Annotated in this window: 13 protein-coding genes; 8 read left to right on the forward strand and 5 right to left on the reverse strand. The window is 51.0% G+C overall.

Features of this window, described 5'->3' with window-relative positions:
- Positions 1 to 17: 17 nt before the first annotated feature.
- The 4 genes from lpxK to JMW05_RS10910 all read left to right on the forward strand — a co-directional run bounded on the left by lpxK (position 18) and on the right by JMW05_RS10910 (position 3,562).
- A complete protein-coding gene (gene lpxK, locus JMW05_RS10895) occupies positions 18 to 1,091 on the forward strand; it encodes a tetraacyldisaccharide 4'-kinase (RefSeq protein WP_201505266.1) in 1,074 nt (357 codons plus the stop codon).
- 79 nt (positions 1,092 to 1,170) lie between these two features.
- Positions 1,171 to 1,995: a 3-deoxy-manno-octulosonate cytidylyltransferase gene (kdsB, locus tag JMW05_RS10900; RefSeq protein WP_201505267.1), complete on the forward strand. Its 825-nt coding sequence runs from the start codon at positions 1,171 to 1,173 to the stop codon at positions 1,993 to 1,995.
- Positions 1,996 to 2,041: 46 nt separating this feature from the next.
- A complete protein-coding gene (locus JMW05_RS10905) occupies positions 2,042 to 3,151 on the forward strand; it encodes a DNA polymerase III subunit delta' (RefSeq protein ID WP_201505268.1) in 1,110 nt (369 codons plus the stop codon).
- A 63-nt stretch (positions 3,152 to 3,214) separates the two neighbouring features.
- Positions 3,215 to 3,562, forward strand: coding sequence for a PilZ domain-containing protein (locus tag JMW05_RS10910; protein WP_201505269.1), 348 nt, complete (start codon positions 3,215 to 3,217; stop codon positions 3,560 to 3,562).
- A 170-nt stretch (positions 3,563 to 3,732) separates the two neighbouring features.
- Here the strand turns inward: JMW05_RS10910 and ppk2 are convergent, their stop codons facing one another.
- Positions 3,733 to 4,746 carry a polyphosphate kinase 2 gene (ppk2, locus tag JMW05_RS10915; protein WP_265090602.1) on the reverse strand — a complete coding sequence of 338 codons (1,014 nt, stop codon included), beginning with the start codon at positions 4,744 to 4,746 and terminating at the stop codon, positions 3,733 to 3,735.
- A gap of 221 nt (positions 4,747 to 4,967) precedes the next feature.
- On the reverse strand, positions 4,968 to 6,485 hold the full coding sequence (locus tag JMW05_RS10920; RefSeq protein WP_455233753.1) for an acetyl-CoA C-acetyltransferase: 1,518 nt from the start codon (positions 6,483 to 6,485) through the stop codon (positions 4,968 to 4,970).
- Between the two features lie 610 nt (positions 6,486 to 7,095).
- Here JMW05_RS10920 and JMW05_RS10925 point away from each other — a divergent pair.
- The 4 genes from JMW05_RS10925 (at position 7,096) to JMW05_RS10940 (ending at position 12,082) form a co-directional block, all read left to right on the forward strand.
- Positions 7,096 to 8,496 (forward strand): 3-oxoacyl-ACP reductase, encoded by a 1,401-nt coding sequence (locus JMW05_RS10925; RefSeq protein WP_201505270.1) that lies wholly within the window; start codon positions 7,096 to 7,098, stop codon positions 8,494 to 8,496.
- Positions 8,497 to 8,967: 471 nt separating this feature from the next.
- Positions 8,968 to 9,909 (forward strand): MaoC family dehydratase, encoded by a 942-nt coding sequence (locus tag JMW05_RS10930; RefSeq protein WP_201505271.1) that lies wholly within the window; start codon positions 8,968 to 8,970, stop codon positions 9,907 to 9,909.
- Positions 9,910 to 9,992: 83 nt separating this feature from the next.
- Positions 9,993 to 10,469 (forward strand): beta-lactamase hydrolase domain-containing protein, encoded by a 477-nt coding sequence (locus tag JMW05_RS10935; RefSeq protein ID WP_201505272.1) that lies wholly within the window; start codon positions 9,993 to 9,995, stop codon positions 10,467 to 10,469.
- A gap of 266 nt (positions 10,470 to 10,735) precedes the next feature.
- Complete coding sequence (locus JMW05_RS10940) at positions 10,736 to 12,082, forward strand: serine hydrolase domain-containing protein (RefSeq protein WP_201505273.1); 1,347 nt, start codon at positions 10,736 to 10,738, stop codon at positions 12,080 to 12,082.
- An 85-nt stretch (positions 12,083 to 12,167) separates the two neighbouring features.
- Here the strand turns inward: JMW05_RS10940 and JMW05_RS10945 are convergent, their stop codons facing one another.
- From JMW05_RS10945 to JMW05_RS10955, 3 genes are all read right to left on the reverse strand, one after another.
- Entirely contained in the window at positions 12,168 to 13,421 is a 1,254-nt protein-coding gene (locus JMW05_RS10945; RefSeq protein ID WP_201505274.1) for a cation:proton antiporter, read from the reverse strand.
- A 201-nt stretch (positions 13,422 to 13,622) separates the two neighbouring features.
- The gene (ilvD, locus tag JMW05_RS10950; RefSeq protein ID WP_201505275.1) at positions 13,623 to 15,509 is read right to left on the reverse strand and encodes a dihydroxy-acid dehydratase; all 1,887 of its coding nucleotides are present in this window, start codon (positions 15,507 to 15,509) and stop codon (positions 13,623 to 13,625) included.
- Positions 15,510 to 15,648: 139 nt separating this feature from the next.
- Positions 15,649 to 16,326: a hypothetical protein gene (locus tag JMW05_RS10955; RefSeq protein WP_201505276.1), complete on the reverse strand. Its 678-nt coding sequence runs from the start codon at positions 16,324 to 16,326 to the stop codon at positions 15,649 to 15,651.
- Between the last annotated feature and the right edge of the window lie 79 nt (positions 16,327 to 16,405).

Genomic DNA, 16,405 nt, shown 5'->3' on the forward strand with positions numbered 1-16,405 from the left:
CATAGGAGCGGGTGCTTATGAGTCTTGAGACCACCATCACACGCGCATGGCAACGACAGGCCGCTTGGTTGTGGTTTTTATTGCCGCTCAGCTGGCTGTATGCCGCGATATTGCACGTGCGCCAATGGCTGTATAAAAGTGGCATCAAAAAAAGCTACCGCGCGCCCATACCAGTATTGGTGATTGGTAACATCACGGTGGGCGGCAGTGGTAAGACGCCATTGATTATCCGTTTGGTGCATCATTTGCAGCAGCAGGGTATTGAGGTTGGGGTCATCAGTCGCGGCTATGGCGGTGATACCAGCGCCATGCCCGCACTCGTCACGCCAACCAGCAGCCCTGATACAGTCGGCGACGAGCCGTGCTTGATTGTCGGTATGACAGGCGTACCGATGGCGGTCTGCCCAAATCGTCAGCAGGCGATAGAGACGTTATTGACCGCCGTGCCGACACTGCAGCTTATCATCGCGGACGATGGCTTGCAGCATTATGCCTTAGCGCGTGATATGGAATGGATTGTGGTCGATAGTGCGCGTGGCTTTGGCAATCGCCAGCTGTTGCCAACTGGTTTTTTGCGCGAGCCGTTATCGCGGTTAAAGGGCGCGGTCGTGATGCAGCATCATAAGCCTGATGCGCCGCCCAGTCCTGAGATAGGCGCAGCGCTTAGCATGTATTTGCAGCCCGATGCCTTGCAGCCACTCATCGCGCTTGGCGACAGCACCGCGACGCTTTCGCCGCCACAAGCGAGCGATACCGTACATGCGGTCAGTGGTATTGGCTATCCGCAGCGCTTTTTTGATACGTTGAGTGATTTGGGCTTTGAGACAGTGGCGCACCCTTATCCTGACCACCATCCGTTTCGTTTAGAAGAATTGCTCGCTTACGACACGTATCCGATTGTGGTCACAGCAAAGGATGCGATAAAGATTCGCCCGTTATTGCTCGCGGCATTAGAAACGGCACCTGCTAACAGTAGCGTGCATCACTTGGCACAAAGGCTTTGGGTATTGCCCGTCAATGCGGTATTAAGTGCGCAAAGCTACCAGACCTTACATCAGCAGCTATCTGCGCTTAAGGTGCTGCCAAAATAATGACAAACGGCATGATGCCGTGCGAAAAAACACCGCCATACCATTGATACGCCAATGCGCGCATGAAAAGGAGTCATCCATGTCCACGGCATATACAGAAAGCAAAACCCATATCGTCATTCCCGCACGCTATCAAAGCACCCGCTTACCGGGTAAGCCTTTATTGAACATTCATGGCAAGCCAATGATACTGTGGGTTGCAGAAAAGGCGCGCGCGGCTGATTTCGCCGATGATATGTGTATTGCTACCGATGATGCGCGTATCGCTACCGTGTGCCGTGACGCAGGGTTTGAGGTCGTCATGACTGATGCCAGTCACGCCTCAGGCACTGACCGTCTGGCAGAAGTGGCAAAAATAAAAGGCTGGGGCGCAGATGATATTGTGATTAACATGCAAGGCGATGAGCCCCTTGTACCACCAAGCTTACTCGCGCAGGTCAAAGACTTGCTGGTTAGTGATGAAGGCAGCGTGATGGCGACTTTATACGAGCCGATTGATGATTATCAAAGCTTTTTGCGCCCCTCAGTGGTCAAAGTCGTGGCACGTGATGCAGGCACCTATCAGCGCGCATTATATTTTAGCCGAGCGCCCATTCCTTGTGAGCGTGATGTAGTGCTGGCAGAGGCGCCGACCGACAATCATGTGCCAAAGCTCGCTTTTCGTCATTTGGGGCTGTATGCGTATCGAGTGTCGCTATTGCAAGCATTCGTTCAATGGCCGCAAAGCCCGCTTGAGCAGTTAGAGAGCCTCGAGCAGCTGCGCGTCCTCGAAAATGGCGAACATATTGCTATTACCCAAGCGTGTGAGCAGTTGCCTGCGGGCGTCGATACCCCTGAGGACTTGGCGCGTATGAATGCCATGAGTCTCGATGCGCTACAATCATTGCATGTATTAAAACCATAAGGCAGTACAACGCTATGCATCACCACCCAAACCAAGTAAGCAAACGATGACTGCCCCTATCAATAGCGATGCGGTTTATTTTGCGCCCTTACTGCCATGGCAAACGGCGCTGTGGGCACAGCTGACCTCGCGGGTACTGACGCCGCCTCACCAACTGCCGCATGCCTTATTGGCGGCAGGGACGTCAGGATTGGGTAAGCGCGCGTTCGTTTGGCGTTTGGTGGCATGGTTGCTGTGCCGTGAGCGTGAGACGCATCTGCGCGGGGCGTGCGGTGTCTGCGAAAGTTGCCAATGGCTAAAGTCAGGCACGCATCCCAGCCTTGCCGTCTTGCCGCAGCAGCAAATGCCGATTGCCATCGACAGCCAAGACACCGCACTAAAAACCCGCGACAAAAAAAGCAAAAGCAGTAAAGCGAGTACAGAAACGCTGCAGCGCATTAAAGTCGATGACATCCGTGAGCTGCAGCCGTTTATCTATCAAGGCGGGCAGGGGCTGCGTATTTGCGTATTAGAGCATGCCGAGACCATGACCGTCGCTGCCAGCAATGCGCTATTAAAGACGCTTGAAGAGCCGCAATCGCAAGTGCACGTTATTTTAATCAGTGACCATCCAGCGCAGATACTGCCGACCATCAAAAGCCGTGTCCAGCAGCTGCCGTTGTACCGCATCGAGACGCGCCTTGCGCTTGACTATGTGACCACAGCGCTTGGTGGGGTGGTCAACCACGAGCGGGTAAGCAGCGATGAGATTGCGCAGCTGTTGACGCTGGCAGAGGGCGCGCCTATGGCGGCTATTGGGCTTGCCCAGTCAGACTGGTATGGCAAGCGGGCGCTGTGGCTGACCACATGGCAAGCGCTGCGCGCGCACAAGCGTAGCAGCACCGCCGCCAGTGACTATTGGCAATCCCAGCTGGATATTGATGCGTTTATTGCGCTCTCAGAGCTGATGCTGACCGACATTCAGCGCTTGGTGCTGGGGCTGAACATGCGCCAGACCGACCTTGACATGAGTGCGATAAAGGACTCAATGTTGCCCGATACGCTGAGCATTGCCGACTTTGCCCAAAAGATGCAGCAGATAAAAGCCGCTCGGTTACAAAATGTGCAAGACAAATTTGCCTATGATTCGCTGATGCAGGCGCTATCTGTGCTATAACTACAGCATAAAGACGGCACAAAGCGTGTAGGGCTTTTATGGATTTGATATAAGGAGTGTATTATGGCCATGCCAGGACGTGGGGGCATCTTAACTTGTCATATCGCAGATATGGCGACGTTGTACGCCAGCTATCTGTCGTTCGTGACCAATGGCGCTTTGTTTATTCCCACAGAGCGTAAGCAAAGCTTGGGCGATGAAGTGTTCGTCGCGGTCACGTTACCAAATTCTAGCGAGCGTTTGCCTATGAATGGCAAGGTGGTATGGATTAATGAGCGCGCCCAAAGCCATCGTCCCGCAGGGTTTGCCATACAGATTGGCAACGATGTGGCAGGTCAAAAAATCAAAAATGAGATTGAGCGTCTGTTGGCAGGAAAAATCGACAGCCAGCAACCAACTTATACGATGTAGATGAGTAATAAAGTAGCTGAGCCACAAAATAGAATGGATGCGGCTTAAAGGTATACTGACATAGCTGTATAAAAAAGCGCCCAAACGTGATGGTTTTGGGCGCTTTTTTTATGATAACAGCGATTATGATAACCGTACCTAGTACAGCGCAGGCTTATAGTCATAGGCGGTTAGTAGCGCGGCGGCACGTACATATCATCAGGGATAGGCTCGCGGTAGTACTCATCGTCGCGTTTACGCTCAGGCAGCTCGACCTCGTCACGCGGCACTTCTTTGTATGGGATTTGCTCAAGCAAATGCGCAATACAGTTCAGACGCGCGCGTTTTTTGCTGTTGCCCTCGACCACCCACCATGGCGCTTCAGGAATGTGCGTGCGCTCAAACATGGTCTCTTTTGCTTTGGTGTAATCTTCCCAGCGCCGCCGCGATTGCAAATCCATGGGCGAGAGCTTCCACTGTTTTAGCGGGTCGTGAATACGGCTCAAAAAGCGCGCGTGCTGCTCATCATCGGTGATAGAAAACCAGTATTTTACCAAGCGAATGCCCGAGCGCACCAGCATACGCTCAAACGCAGGTACCGATTGAAAAAATTCCTCATATTGCGCGTCAGTACAAAAGCCCATCACGCGCTCAACGCCTGCGCGGTTGTACCAGCTTCTATCAAACAGCACAATCTCGCCAGCGGCAGGCAAGTGCGCCACGTAACGCTGAAAATACCACTGCGTCTGCTCACGCTCGGTTGGTGCAGGCAGGGCAGCCACACGGCATACGCGAGGGTTTAGACGCTGGGTGATACGCTTAATCGCGCCGCCTTTCCCGGCAGAGTCTCGACCCTCAAAAATCACCACGATGCGCTCACCATTTGCCATCACCCAATCTTGCAGCTTTATCAGCTCGCGTTGTAGGCGTACCAGCTCCTGAAAATAGGTGCGGCGGTCGAGCTTTTCTTTGGCGCTCATCTCTCGACCATCAAAGCGAAAATCACGCAGATAATCATCAATCTCGTTTTCTAGCTCTTCATCGTGCGTGTCTATTAGGTCTTGATGCATTTTGCGGCGCAGCTCGTCGTCATAGACCTCTTTGTCCATACGGATAATAAAATTGTCACGCTCCGCTTGCGTCATCTCCTCGTATTCTTTGGGCGTCAAGCAATCGGGGTTGATTATTGAAGGAATATTGGCCATGAATGTGTCCTACTGATGTTCTATTAATTTACTATTGTTTTTTCTTACTGTAGCACAGTTGCATGTGATTTCTATGACAGTAAGCGCAGGATACGTATACTTTTTGCCGATCATAGAGCGCGAACAACAAAAATGCCCCTCAATCAAATCAAGGGGCATTATTAAGTGAAGCGCTCATTTATTTGTAGGTAATAAAGGCATGACGCCCCATCATACAAGCGTTATTTTTCTAAAATACAAGTCACGCCTTGACCACCTGCCGCGCAGATAGAAATCAGGGCACGACCTGAGCCTTTTTGGTCCAACAGCTTGGCTGCCGTGGCCAAAATGCGTCCGCCAGTGGCAGCAAACGGATGCCCTGCGGCAAGCGATGAGCCATTCACGTTCAGCTTGCTGCGGTCAATCGTACCAAGCGGCGCATCAAGTCCTAAGCGCTCTTTACAAAAGGTCTCATCTTCCCATGCGGTAAGGGTCGACAGCACTTGTGAGGCAAAGGCTTCGTGAATCTCATAAAAATCAAAATCTTGCAAGCTCAGACCAGCGCGCTCTAGCATACGTGGCACGGCATAAGTCGGCGCCATCAATAGCCCTTCTTTTTCACCATTTTTACCGATAAAGTCAACTGCGGCGGTCTCTTGATGCACCAAGTAGGCAAGTGGTTTTAGCCCATGAGCGTCCGCCCAATCATCAGAGGCGAGCAGCACACAAGACGCACCATCGGTCAATGGGGTTGAGTTGGCAGCGGTCATGGTAGGGTTGGCACCTTTTTTACCAAAGGTGGGTTTTAGCGTGCCCATTTTTTCAAGCGTGGTGTCAGGGCGTAGGTTGTTATCACGGGTCAATCCCTTGTATGGCGTCATGAGGTCATCAAAAAAGCCGTCATCATAAGCGCGTGCCAAGTTTTTGTGGCTATTAAAGGCCAACTCGTCTTGCGCTTCGCGGCTGACGTTCCACTCTAAAGTGGTAATCGCCTGATGCTCACCCATTGACAGCCCTGTACGCGGCTCGCCATTTTGCGGGGCATCGATAAGGTCTTTTGGATTAAGACCCATCAAGGCTTTTAGGCGTTGTTTGTTGGTCTTGGCAGCGCCCAATTTGAGCAAGACTTTACGCAGACCATCACCGATGGCAATCGGCGCATCAGATGTGGTATCCACGCCGCCTGCGATGGCAGAATCAATCAGTCCCAAAGCGATTTTGTTCGCTGAGGCAAAGGCAGATTGTAGACCTGTGGCACAGGCTTGTGAGACGTCATAGGCAGGGGTGCGCGGGTCGAGTGCGGTGTTGAATGCCGCCTCACGCGTTAGGTTCAAATCGCGGCTCAGCTTAAGCACAGCACCTGCCACCACTTCACCGAGCAGCTCGTCTTGTAGGTTGTAGCGCTCAATCAGACCATTTAAGGCGGCGCTTAGCATATCGATGTTGCTTGCGTCCATATAAGCGCCGTTTGAGCGCGCAAAAGGAATGCGGTTACCACCGATGATGGCCACGCGTTTTAGACCGTCGGCTGTTTGTTTTTTGCTGGCGCTGTTTTTGCTGCTTGTAGGTTTCGTCACAGGCGCTTTATCCTGCGCAGCGTCTTTAGCGTCTTTAGCGTCTTTAGCGTCTTTAGCGTCTTTAGCGTCTTCGTTTTTGGCAGGTGCTTTTACGGTGTCTGCTTTGTCGCTTTTATTGTCTTTATCATCAGCCTTATCATTGGCGTCGGTTTTTGGTGCGTCTTTGATGGCTGTGCTTGCCACATCAGCAAGGCTTTTTGACTCAGTAGCATCAACGTCTGCTGGCGCAGCGGCGTCTTTATTGACGACGGTACTGTCGATAACGGGGCTGTCGGCGTGGGTATTTTTATTGCTCATGTTATTATCCTTATCATGAATATAATAGGTAGACAAACAAAGGAAAAACACTGACGCGTGGTCAGTCTATTGTCCAAGTGGGGTGTCATTATGTTATGGTATAAAGGTCATCAACAAGACGATGCCGTATGTCGCCATGGTTTTATTGATGCGTTTTTTATTTACAGGCCATGGTAATTTTCCATTATTGGCAATATAGAGCAGATGAGTACGGGGCAGCAACTGTTTTTTTATACTGTGCATTACTGTATCAGAATCGCATGGGCATAACGTGCCTGCACAGTTACTGTTTTGTTGCTTTACTTAGGTTTATTTTGTAAATAGATGTTCGCTTTTGGACTTCACTTGAGCGCCTGTGTAATAATGAATTTTAGACGCGCTGTTTGTCTTATTGATAAACGGCGATTACTAATGACGTGCCAAAGGTTTGGTCACGCATTTTTTATCTTTATGCATTTTTATAATTAATATACTTAAAGACAACAGGAGTGTTTTTATGTCGGACCGTTATGGTGATTTTGTGCAATCTTCAATCGGAAAAAAGGTTGCCAAAAATTTGGGACTACCGATGCCCGTACAACTAGACCGCTTTGAAAGTGGCGAGCGTATGGTACGCGGCAGTACTTTGGTAGGCTCTGCAAAAGGCGATGACAAGCGCGTCAGCGAATCGATTGCACGTATTGTGTCTGAGCTGCACACCGAAGTGTTCGTCAACAGCCGCGATGGTATCAAAGACGCCCTCGCAGGTGCCGATATCGCTGCCAAGTCCAATACAGGCGGCGACAAATATTTTAAAGCGGTCGTTTTTGATGCCAGCAATGTCAAAAACGCTGACGAATTAAAAGAAGTCTATGAGTTTTTCCATTTTGTGGTGCGCTGTATTGAGCGCTCAGGTCGCGTTATTATTATCGGTCGCCCACCAGAAGAATTAGAGGACGTGGATGCTGCATTGGCACAGCGCGCGCTTGAAGGCTTTGTCAAATCATTGGGCAAAGAGCTAAAACGCGGTATCAGCACGCAGCTCTTGTACGTGTCAGAAGGCGCAGAAGCCAATCTGGATTCTAGCTTGCGTTTCTTTACCTCAGCGCGTTCAGCGTATGTGTCAGGTCAAGTGGTGCGTATCGGTGCTGGCAAGTCGGTCGATGTCGATTGGGCGCAATCACTTGGTGGCAAGACCATGCTGGTGACGGGCGCAAGCCGCGGTATCGGCGAAGCCATCGCCCGTGTACTGGCTCGTGAAGGCGCACATGTGATTTGCTTAGACGTGCCGCAGCAACAAAGCGCGCTACAGCAAGTGGTCAGCGAAATCAGTGGTTCACTATTGACCATCGATATCACTGATGACAATGCTGGCGCACAGATTACCGAAGAAGTGCAAAAACGCGGTGGTCTAGACGCTATCATTCACAATGCAGGCATCACGCGCGATAAAACCTTGGCGAAGATGGATGAGCAAAAATGGGATTCTGTCATTAATGTCAATTTGAGCAGCATCGTTAAGCTAAACCGTTACTTGCTTGATAACAATGTCTTAAACGATGACGCGCGTATCGTTTGCGTCTCATCAATCTCAGGCATCGCAGGCAATATGGGTCAGACCAACTATGCCACCTCAAAAGCTGGGGTAATCGGACTGGTTGACGCCACGGCCAAAAAGCTAGAAAAAGACGGTAAAGGCATGACCATCAATGCGGTCGCGCCAGGCTTCATTGAGACGCAAATGACCGATGCCATTCCTTTTGCCATCCGCGAAGCAGGTCGCCGCATGAACTCAATGAGTCAAGCGGGTCTGCCAGTAGACGTCGCTGAAACCATCGCGTGGTTGGCATCACCTGCCTCAGGTGGTCTAAACGGCAACACCGTGCGCGTCTGTGGTCAGAGCCTACTGGGCGCATAATACCGCACGCGACGCTGACGTATTTGTCTTAGGAAGTATTGATATAACCATAAGCCAATCCGCTTATGGTTATTCTATGTGAATTGATAGACAATATATCCGCGATATGGATATATACGCCAGCAAGACCATGATAAACCGCGCTTTTCACATTTTATTACTAAAAAAGTGCGTCAATGGATAAGAAAGCTGCCCACGGGTGGCTTTTTTATGATAAAAACAAAAGATTCAACATTAAAATATGTTCGTATTGGATGACTAGATGGACATATGTTTTGCAAAATCGCCGTATAAGAGCATCCGCAAGACACAAAAGACCATTCGCTTTAACACAGTGACATACCATACAATATTAATTTAATCTTAATAGCATAAGACGCGCCACGACCAGCGTTGCTGTCTGTGCGCATGATACCTATTGCCAAGTAAACCTATTTTGCTCATTTGCCCAGCCTTATTTAGGAATGATTTATGTCAGATAAACACTACGACGCTCTGCCAAAAGCGCACACCACGTATGCCAATATTGTCAAAAGTTTATTGCCCATTGGTGACAATCCAAAAGTGGGTAAAGACGAGTTGCCAAGTGCCACATACTACGTTGACAATCTGCACATAGATCAAGGCAACTTGGACGATTATCGCAAGATTTGCGGCTTTATGGATGACGGCAAAGTGCCTGTCACCTATTTTGCCGTGCTCTCGCAAGCATTGCAGATGAATATGATGGTCAAAGAGCCTTTTCCCTTTACCATGCTGGGTCTGGTGCATGTTGACAATAGCGTCACCCAGTACCGCAGTGTCGGTGAGCGTGAGACCATCGATATGGCGGTCAAGTTCGCCAATCTGCGCGACCATGCACAAGGTCAGCAGTTTGATTTTGTGACCACGGTCAGCTCGCACGGGGAGGTCATCTGGGAAGGCACTTCAACGTATCTTGCGCGCGGCAAAAAACCTGAACGTCCAACGGGCGATAAAAGCAAGCCGCGTACGGTTCACGCCAAGCCTGCGGTGAATGAAAAAGGCACGCATCAAGTCTTTGAAGTGCCTGAAGATATCGGTCGCCGCTATGCGTTTGTGTCTGGGGATTTTAACCTCATCCACCTGCACCCCCTCTCAGCGCGTGCCTTTGGTTTTCCAAAAGCCATTGCTCATGGCATGTGGTCAAAAGCCAAATGCTTGGCGCTTATCGGTGAGCTGCCAGAAGCCTGCCGCGTGGATGTTTCGTTTAAACTGCCTATCTTCTTACCATCAGAGGTTGAGATGATTGCTGAACCCATTGCACCCGCTGATGACACACACAATGTGGCGGAGCAAGTATGCGCAAACTTTGGGCTATATAGCGCCAAAAATGACCGCCCGCATTTGATTGGGCACATTACGCGTATTTTAAAGAACGACGCGAGCAAATGAGTGCTGTGCTAAGACAAAACAAAAAAGTGTCATCGCATAATTCAGTAAGATAAGCAAAGTAAGCAAGGATAGGAGCCGTCAATATGAGTGAAGATACAGCCACGACTGATAGTGGTGTGGTACTGTCTGAGGTGCTGTCGCCTTATTATCGCCCTGCCGACAACACCATCGTCTGCGGCGCACTCGACAAAGACAAAGTACAAGCGCTCGCTGATGCGGGTGTAGAGCTGGTGATTAACCTACAGCCAGAAGATGAGCTGACCTTTGATGAAGCCGCTGCGGTGCAAGAGGCGGGCATGATTTATGCTGCGCTGCCCATTCGCGGTGAGGACGATTTAAAACAAGTGGTTATGCTAGAGTTTGATAAGCTGCTGCGTCAGTATCATGACAAAAAAATGGTACTGCACTGCAAATCAGGCAACCGCGTCGGTGCCGCCATTGCGCTACGCGCGGGCTGGCTACGCGGGCGCAAGATAGAGACGGCATTAGAGCGCGGGCAGCAGCATGGACTGACAGGCTTGCAAGAGGTGGTGCATCAGCGCTTACTGGTACCTCGGTAAGTATCTGGACGATATATATTGCATAATAGGCAGCCGCGCTTTGTCCTCACCAACATGGACAGGTCAAAGGCGGCTGTTTTGACATAAAGGGAATGTTGTCATCTAACAAGGACGGGGTGCTGGATACCTCATATAGTAAGTGTCTGTGCAGTATCTGGTCTGGTGCCAAGGCTGCCCATAGGCTTTTATATGACTCAAGTACAAGCGGCTATAGCCAATCACATATCACGCTCACCCCATGACTGAATTGTCGTAATGAGGAACGCATGTCGCAACACACATCACACATCGACCCCGATTTGCAGCAGCACTTGCAGCAAATATTGACCCGTTTGCAACTGGACGACGCCCCCGCAGGCGGCGCGCTCGTTGTGTACCAAGCAGGCGAGTGCATCGCGAGAGCCAGCGTCGGCATGGCGCGTCAAGACCGCGCATGGCAGGCAGACACCCTGTCGCTCAATTTTTCAACGGGCAAGGCTGTGGTCGCAACCTTGATTCATGTCTTGGCATCACGTGGCTTATTGGCGTATGACACGCCGATTGCGCACTACTGGCCTGCATTTGGCAGTAATGGCAAATCTGACATTACCTTGCATCACGTGCTGTCACATCAAGCCAATCTGTTCGCCATTACCTCCATTGAGACGGACAATGACGTGCTGCTCGACTGGGATACCATGCTCGATAAAGTGGCGGCTATAGCACCAAGCGCCCCCAATAAAGCGGAGCAGTACGACAGTGCTTATAGTGCGCTGGTATCGGGCTGGATACTCGGCGGGGTGATTGAGGCGGTAACTGAGATGTCTTTTGCCGATGCACTACGTCATTACTTGACTGAGCCACTTGGCATCACTGACAGCTGCTATTTTGGTGTACCCAGTGAGCGCCTCGATGAGATTGCGCGTTTGGCACAAGATTTTGGCACACCGACTGTGCCTGTCATTGATACTGACAATAAACCCAAACGCCGCCGCAAGCCTGTGCTCAAGCCCGAATCTCCAGCCAGTTTAGAGGCGTATGCGGCATTGCCCAGCTATGCTTGCTGGCAGCAACTGGCTGATAATGAGGATGCGCCGCTGACCGCCGCGACCATCAATAAGCTGTACTTTGATCACTCGCGTCTGAACCTAAAAAACTATAAAGCCGCGCTCATTCCTGAAGGGCAAGAGCCGATTGAATACCGCAAAGCCAGTACGCTACAAGCCATCATACCTGCCGCTAATGGCATCGCCTCAGCAGAAGCGCTCGCTATACTCTATGCGATGATTGCCTGTGGTGGTGTCTGGCAAGGCAAACGGTTGATTGACGACGCTATTGTGCAGCAGTTTTCACAGTCTTTGGTCACAGGCTTTGATGCCATCATGCCTGCCAAGATGGCGTGGCGCTATGGCTATCATCAAATTTTTCATCATTGTGCGCTCAGTGATGCCCAAGTGCAGGACGCGCCGCGCTTTGGACATATGGGTTACAATGGCTCAGTGGCGTGGTGTGAGCCTACGCGCCAGCTGTCGTTTGCCTTTGTACACAACTTTGATGTGACCATGCTCAACGATGTGCGCCAGTTTGCATTGACCGAAGCGGTCTTGATGGCGCTTGATACCGAGCTTGCCTGAGTCTACGCTATGACAAAAAAGCCCTGCTTTGGACATCAAAGCAGGGCTTTTTTTATGGTGGCATCAATAAAACGGGAAAAAGTCGTTAGTTTAGCGGCTTAGGTTTGGGGGTCATTTTTAGCAGCTTTGGTGCGCTTAACCCATGCATAAAGATGGACGCCAAAATCACAATCGAGCAGACCACCCACAGTTTGATGGCTTCATCTTCGGCGAAATACCCCTGATTAAGCGCGTATGATAAATAATACAAGGTCCCGATGCCGCGAATACCGAGCGCGGAGATGGCGTATTTTTCATTACGGTGCATACCAAGTCCTGATAGCGCAATCAAGCCGCCGATAGGGCGTATCAGCAATAAGAAAACAAAGCTCACGATGTACACTTTCCACGTCAGCTCAACGCCAGACTCCAGCCCTTGACCAATAAAAATACCAAAGGTCACAAGCACCAATGACATCAGCAAACCTTCAGACTGCTCGGCAAAATCATGCAGTTTTTGATGATACTCGTGCTCGCACTCCGAGCGGCGAAATGCAAAGGCGGCAACAAAGACGGCAATAAAGCCATAGCTGTCCACGTACTCCGCAAGCCCATACGCCATCAAGGTCAGTGCAATAATCACATAGCCTTGCGATAGTGTGGTGTCACAAGTGTGCTTGGAGAACACAATCTTTGCCAAAAACTTGCCCACGAGCACACCGACCAAGACACCAACGCCAATCTTCCACAGCACATCATGGCTGAACCATGACCAAAACAGCGCGCTATCAAAGCGCTCGCCTTCGCTGTGCGCTTCTGCCATTTTTATTGCCAAATAGACAAAAGGGAACGCCAAGCCATCATTCAATCCTGCCTCCGAAGTTAAGGTAAAGCGGGAGGTGTCCTCTGTGCCCGTATTGGGTGGTCCGACTTGGATAGAGGCGGCGAGTACGGGGTCGGTCGGCGCAAGCACGGCACCGAGCAAAATGGCGGCACCCATTGTCAAGCCAAAGGCGTAATAACCCAAAAATGCCATCGCAAAAATGCCGATAGGCATGGTAATCAGTAGCAAGCGCGCGGTGGTGCGCCAATTTTGCCATTTCAGCGGTGTGTCAATCTTGATACCTGCACCGACCAAAGAGACGAGCACCACAATCTCGGTCAGTTTTTCGATAATAAAACCATTATCAATAGGGTCCAAAAAAGACAGGCTCGTCCACCAATAGCCCATACAAATGCCAAAGGTCACTTGCAGCATGGGTAAAGAGACGGGCAGTCGCCTGAAAATCACAGGGAACAGCGCCCCGAACAAAAAGGCAATCCCGCAGACTAATAAAAAGACATTATAGTTTTCAATCATGAGTGGTCATCTGTGTCATCAAAAGGCGTACTGTGTACTGCACAAAGCGGCAGCATAGGCCTCTATGATGACAACAAAACAGCCATCACTTCGCAAAAAATCGTTATCACCACCGATACCGCGTTGTGTTTTGGTGAAAAAAAAGCCAGCGCGAGGCTGACTTTTTATTTATTGCACATAAGTTTTAAATATTTAGCACAATTAACGCTCGACTTGACTCACATCACGCACCGCACCTGTATCGGCACTGGTGGTCATGGCGGCATAGGCGCGTAGTGCAGGGGAGACCACGCGGGTACGCGAGACAGGTTTCCATGCTTGATTGCCACGGCTTTCCATCGCTTCACGGCGCGCTGCGAGGTCGGCATCGCTGATATCGATGTTGATGGTACGGTTCGGGATGTCGATGTGGATGGTATCGCCTTCTTCTACCAAGCCAATCGCACCGCCTTCAGCCGCTTCTGGGCTGGCATGACCGATAGACAGACCCGAGGTGCCGCCTGAGAAGCGACCATCCGTCAGTAGTGCACAGGCTTTGCCCAAACCTTTTGATTTTAGATAGGTGGTTGGGTAGAGCATCTCTTGCATACCTGGGCCGCCTTTTGGTCCTTCATAGCGGATGATGACCACATCACCTGCGACGATTTGGTCATCGAGGATAGAGGCGACGGCGGCATCTTGCGATTCAAAGATACGCGCGCGACCCGTAAAAGTCAGGATGCTCTCATCCACGCCTGCGGTTTTGACCACGCAGCCACGCTCAGCGATGTTGCCGTAAAGCACGGCCAAGCCGCCATCGGTAGAGTAGGCATTATCAGCGCTGCGGATACAACCTGACTCGCGGTTGACGTCGAGGTTCGGCCATTCTTTATCTTGCGAAAAGGCTTCTGTGGTACGTACGCCACCCGGTGCGGCGATATACAGCGCGCGCGCCTCGGTGTTGTCTGGGTTCATGATGTCCCATTTTTCAAGCGCCGCTTGCATGGTATCGCTGTGGATGGTCGGTACTGAGGTATCGAGCAGATTGGCGCGGTTCAATTCAGCGAGCAGTGCCATCACGCCGCCTGCGCGGTGCACGTCTTCCATATGGTATTTTTGCGTGGCGGGTGCGACTTTTGACAGGCAAGGCACGCGGCGGCTTAGACGGTCGATATCTGCCATTTTAAAATCAACTTCGGCTTCATTGGCAGCAGCGAGCAAATGCAAGATGGTGTTGGTCGAGCCGCCCATCGCGATATCAAGGCTCATGGCGTTTTCAAACGCCGCTTTGGTGGCGATGTTACGCGGTAGAATTGAATCGTCATCGCCTTCGTAGCGACGTTTTGCTAATGATACGATGGTGCGACCCGCTTCTAAGAACAGCTCACGGCGCAGCGCATGGGTGGCAAGTAGTGAGCCATTACCTGGTAGTGACAGACCCAAGGCTTCGGTCAAGCAGTTCATTGAGTTGGCGGTGAACATGCCTGAGCATGAGCCGCAAGTTGGGCACGCTGAGACTTCAATCGCTGCCACATCTTCATCGCTGATGCTGTCGTCTGCCGCGTCCATCATCGCATCGACCAAGTCCAGCTTACGGATGGTGCTGCCTGCGCTGTCTTCATTGTTGTGGCTTTTACCAACGGTGCTGGCGATGACTTTGCCCGCTTCCATCGGACCGCCTGAGACGAATACCGTTGGGATGTTTAGGCGCATTGCTGCCATCAGCATACCTGGGGTGATTTTGTCACAGTTTGAAATACACACCAGCGCATCGGCGCAGTGGGCGTTGACCATGTACTCGACCGAATCGGCAATCAAATCACGGCTCGGCAAGGAATACAGCATACCGCTGTGACCCATCGCAATACCATCATCGACCGCAATGGTGTTGAATTCTTTGGCGACACCGCCCGCCGCTTCAATCTCGCGTGCGACCAGTTGACCCAAGTCTTTTAGATGTACGTGACCTGGCACAAACTGGGTGAATGAGTTGGCAATGGCGATGATTGGCTTTTCAAAGTCACCATCTTTCATGCCAGTTGCGCGCCATAGCGCTCGCGCACCTGCCATATTACGACCCGCAGTAGAGGTTTTTGAGCGATAGTCCATACAAGCTTCCTTAAATAGGCGGTAGTGTGAAATTGTCGTTGCGAAACCCTAAATGATGCCATGCAACGGGCAAAATCACTATCTATGAATGATGAAAGTTAATTATGATAACAACAAATATTGTGCATACGTGCTGATATTATTGAATACGCGCTAGAATTACCGCCTCAAACCACGGCAACTGCGCTTTGTCCGCTTCGAGTGCCGCAATCAAGCTGATGGCGTGCGCGGCGGGCAGCTGCTGATAAGCGGTGGTCGGCGCAATCGTGATTGGCTCAGCAAGTTCGCTGTCATCAATACTGATGAGCGTCGCTTCTTTTTTATACAAGACATCGACACGCCCCAAAAACTGCCATTCTTTAAACGCCAGCGTCACCGCTTCTTCGGCGTCTTTGGTATAAATAGGCTGCGTCTCTTTGATGGTATTGCTAAAATTCAAGCGGCAGGCGAGCTGTAGCGCCTCGCTAAACACCACCAGCGTGCCGCTGATTTTGACATGCCACGGCGCAGCAATCAGTGCGCTATCAATACCGAGCAGGGCAGCAGCCTCAGCGGGCAGCATTGGTGTGTCAAACTTTGCCAATAGTGCAGGCGTTAACGGCAGCGTTTCTTTGAGCGCCTCATTCAAGCTATCATAGTGATACAAAAACGGCAATGGCTGCTCACGGGTCACGATATGCTGCTGGATTTTACAATTATGAATCTGCCAAGGTAGCGCGGCGTCAGTAAGCACCTCTGAGAGTATCAGTGGCGCGGCATCCATGCGTTTGGTATCGACAGCGGCAGGTGAAGGATTGGGGTCAGACGGTAGCGACAAAACAGCCTCCAAAGCGCGCAGTGAGCGTAAAAATAAGGCATCAATATACCATTGAATGCCCATCTGCCGCCAATATTTT

Origin of the sequence: Psychrobacter aestuarii, from assembly GCF_904846035.1 — a bacterium.
Classification (GTDB): domain Bacteria; phylum Pseudomonadota; class Gammaproteobacteria; order Pseudomonadales; family Moraxellaceae; genus Psychrobacter; species Psychrobacter aestuarii.

Bases quoted from the DNA above. Each gene is read 5' to 3' on its own strand.
- ppk2 (WP_265090602.1), bottom strand. From the start codon at position 4,746: ATGGCCAATATTCCTTCAATAATCAACCCCGATTGCTTGACGCCCAAA.
- JMW05_RS10945 (WP_201505274.1), bottom strand. From the start codon at position 13,421: ATGATTGAAAACTATAATGTCTTTTTATTAGTCTGCGGGATTGCCTTT.
- JMW05_RS10925 (WP_201505270.1), top strand. From the start codon at position 7,096: ATGTCGGACCGTTATGGTGATTTTGTGCAATCTTCAATCGGAAAAAAG.
- JMW05_RS10910 (WP_201505269.1), top strand. From the start codon at position 3,215: ATGGCCATGCCAGGACGTGGGGGCATCTTAACTTGTCATATCGCAGAT.
- lpxK (WP_201505266.1), top strand. From the start codon at position 18: ATGAGTCTTGAGACCACCATCACACGCGCATGGCAACGACAGGCCGCT.
- kdsB (WP_201505267.1), top strand. From the start codon at position 1,171: ATGTCCACGGCATATACAGAAAGCAAAACCCATATCGTCATTCCCGCA.
- JMW05_RS10905 (WP_201505268.1), top strand. From the start codon at position 2,042: ATGACTGCCCCTATCAATAGCGATGCGGTTTATTTTGCGCCCTTACTG.
- ilvD (WP_201505275.1), bottom strand. From the start codon at position 15,509: ATGGACTATCGCTCAAAAACCTCTACTGCGGGTCGTAATATGGCAGGT.
- JMW05_RS10930 (WP_201505271.1), top strand. From the start codon at position 8,968: ATGTCAGATAAACACTACGACGCTCTGCCAAAAGCGCACACCACGTAT.
- JMW05_RS10940 (WP_201505273.1), top strand. From the start codon at position 10,736: ATGTCGCAACACACATCACACATCGACCCCGATTTGCAGCAGCACTTG.
- JMW05_RS10935 (WP_201505272.1), top strand. From the start codon at position 9,993: ATGAGTGAAGATACAGCCACGACTGATAGTGGTGTGGTACTGTCTGAG.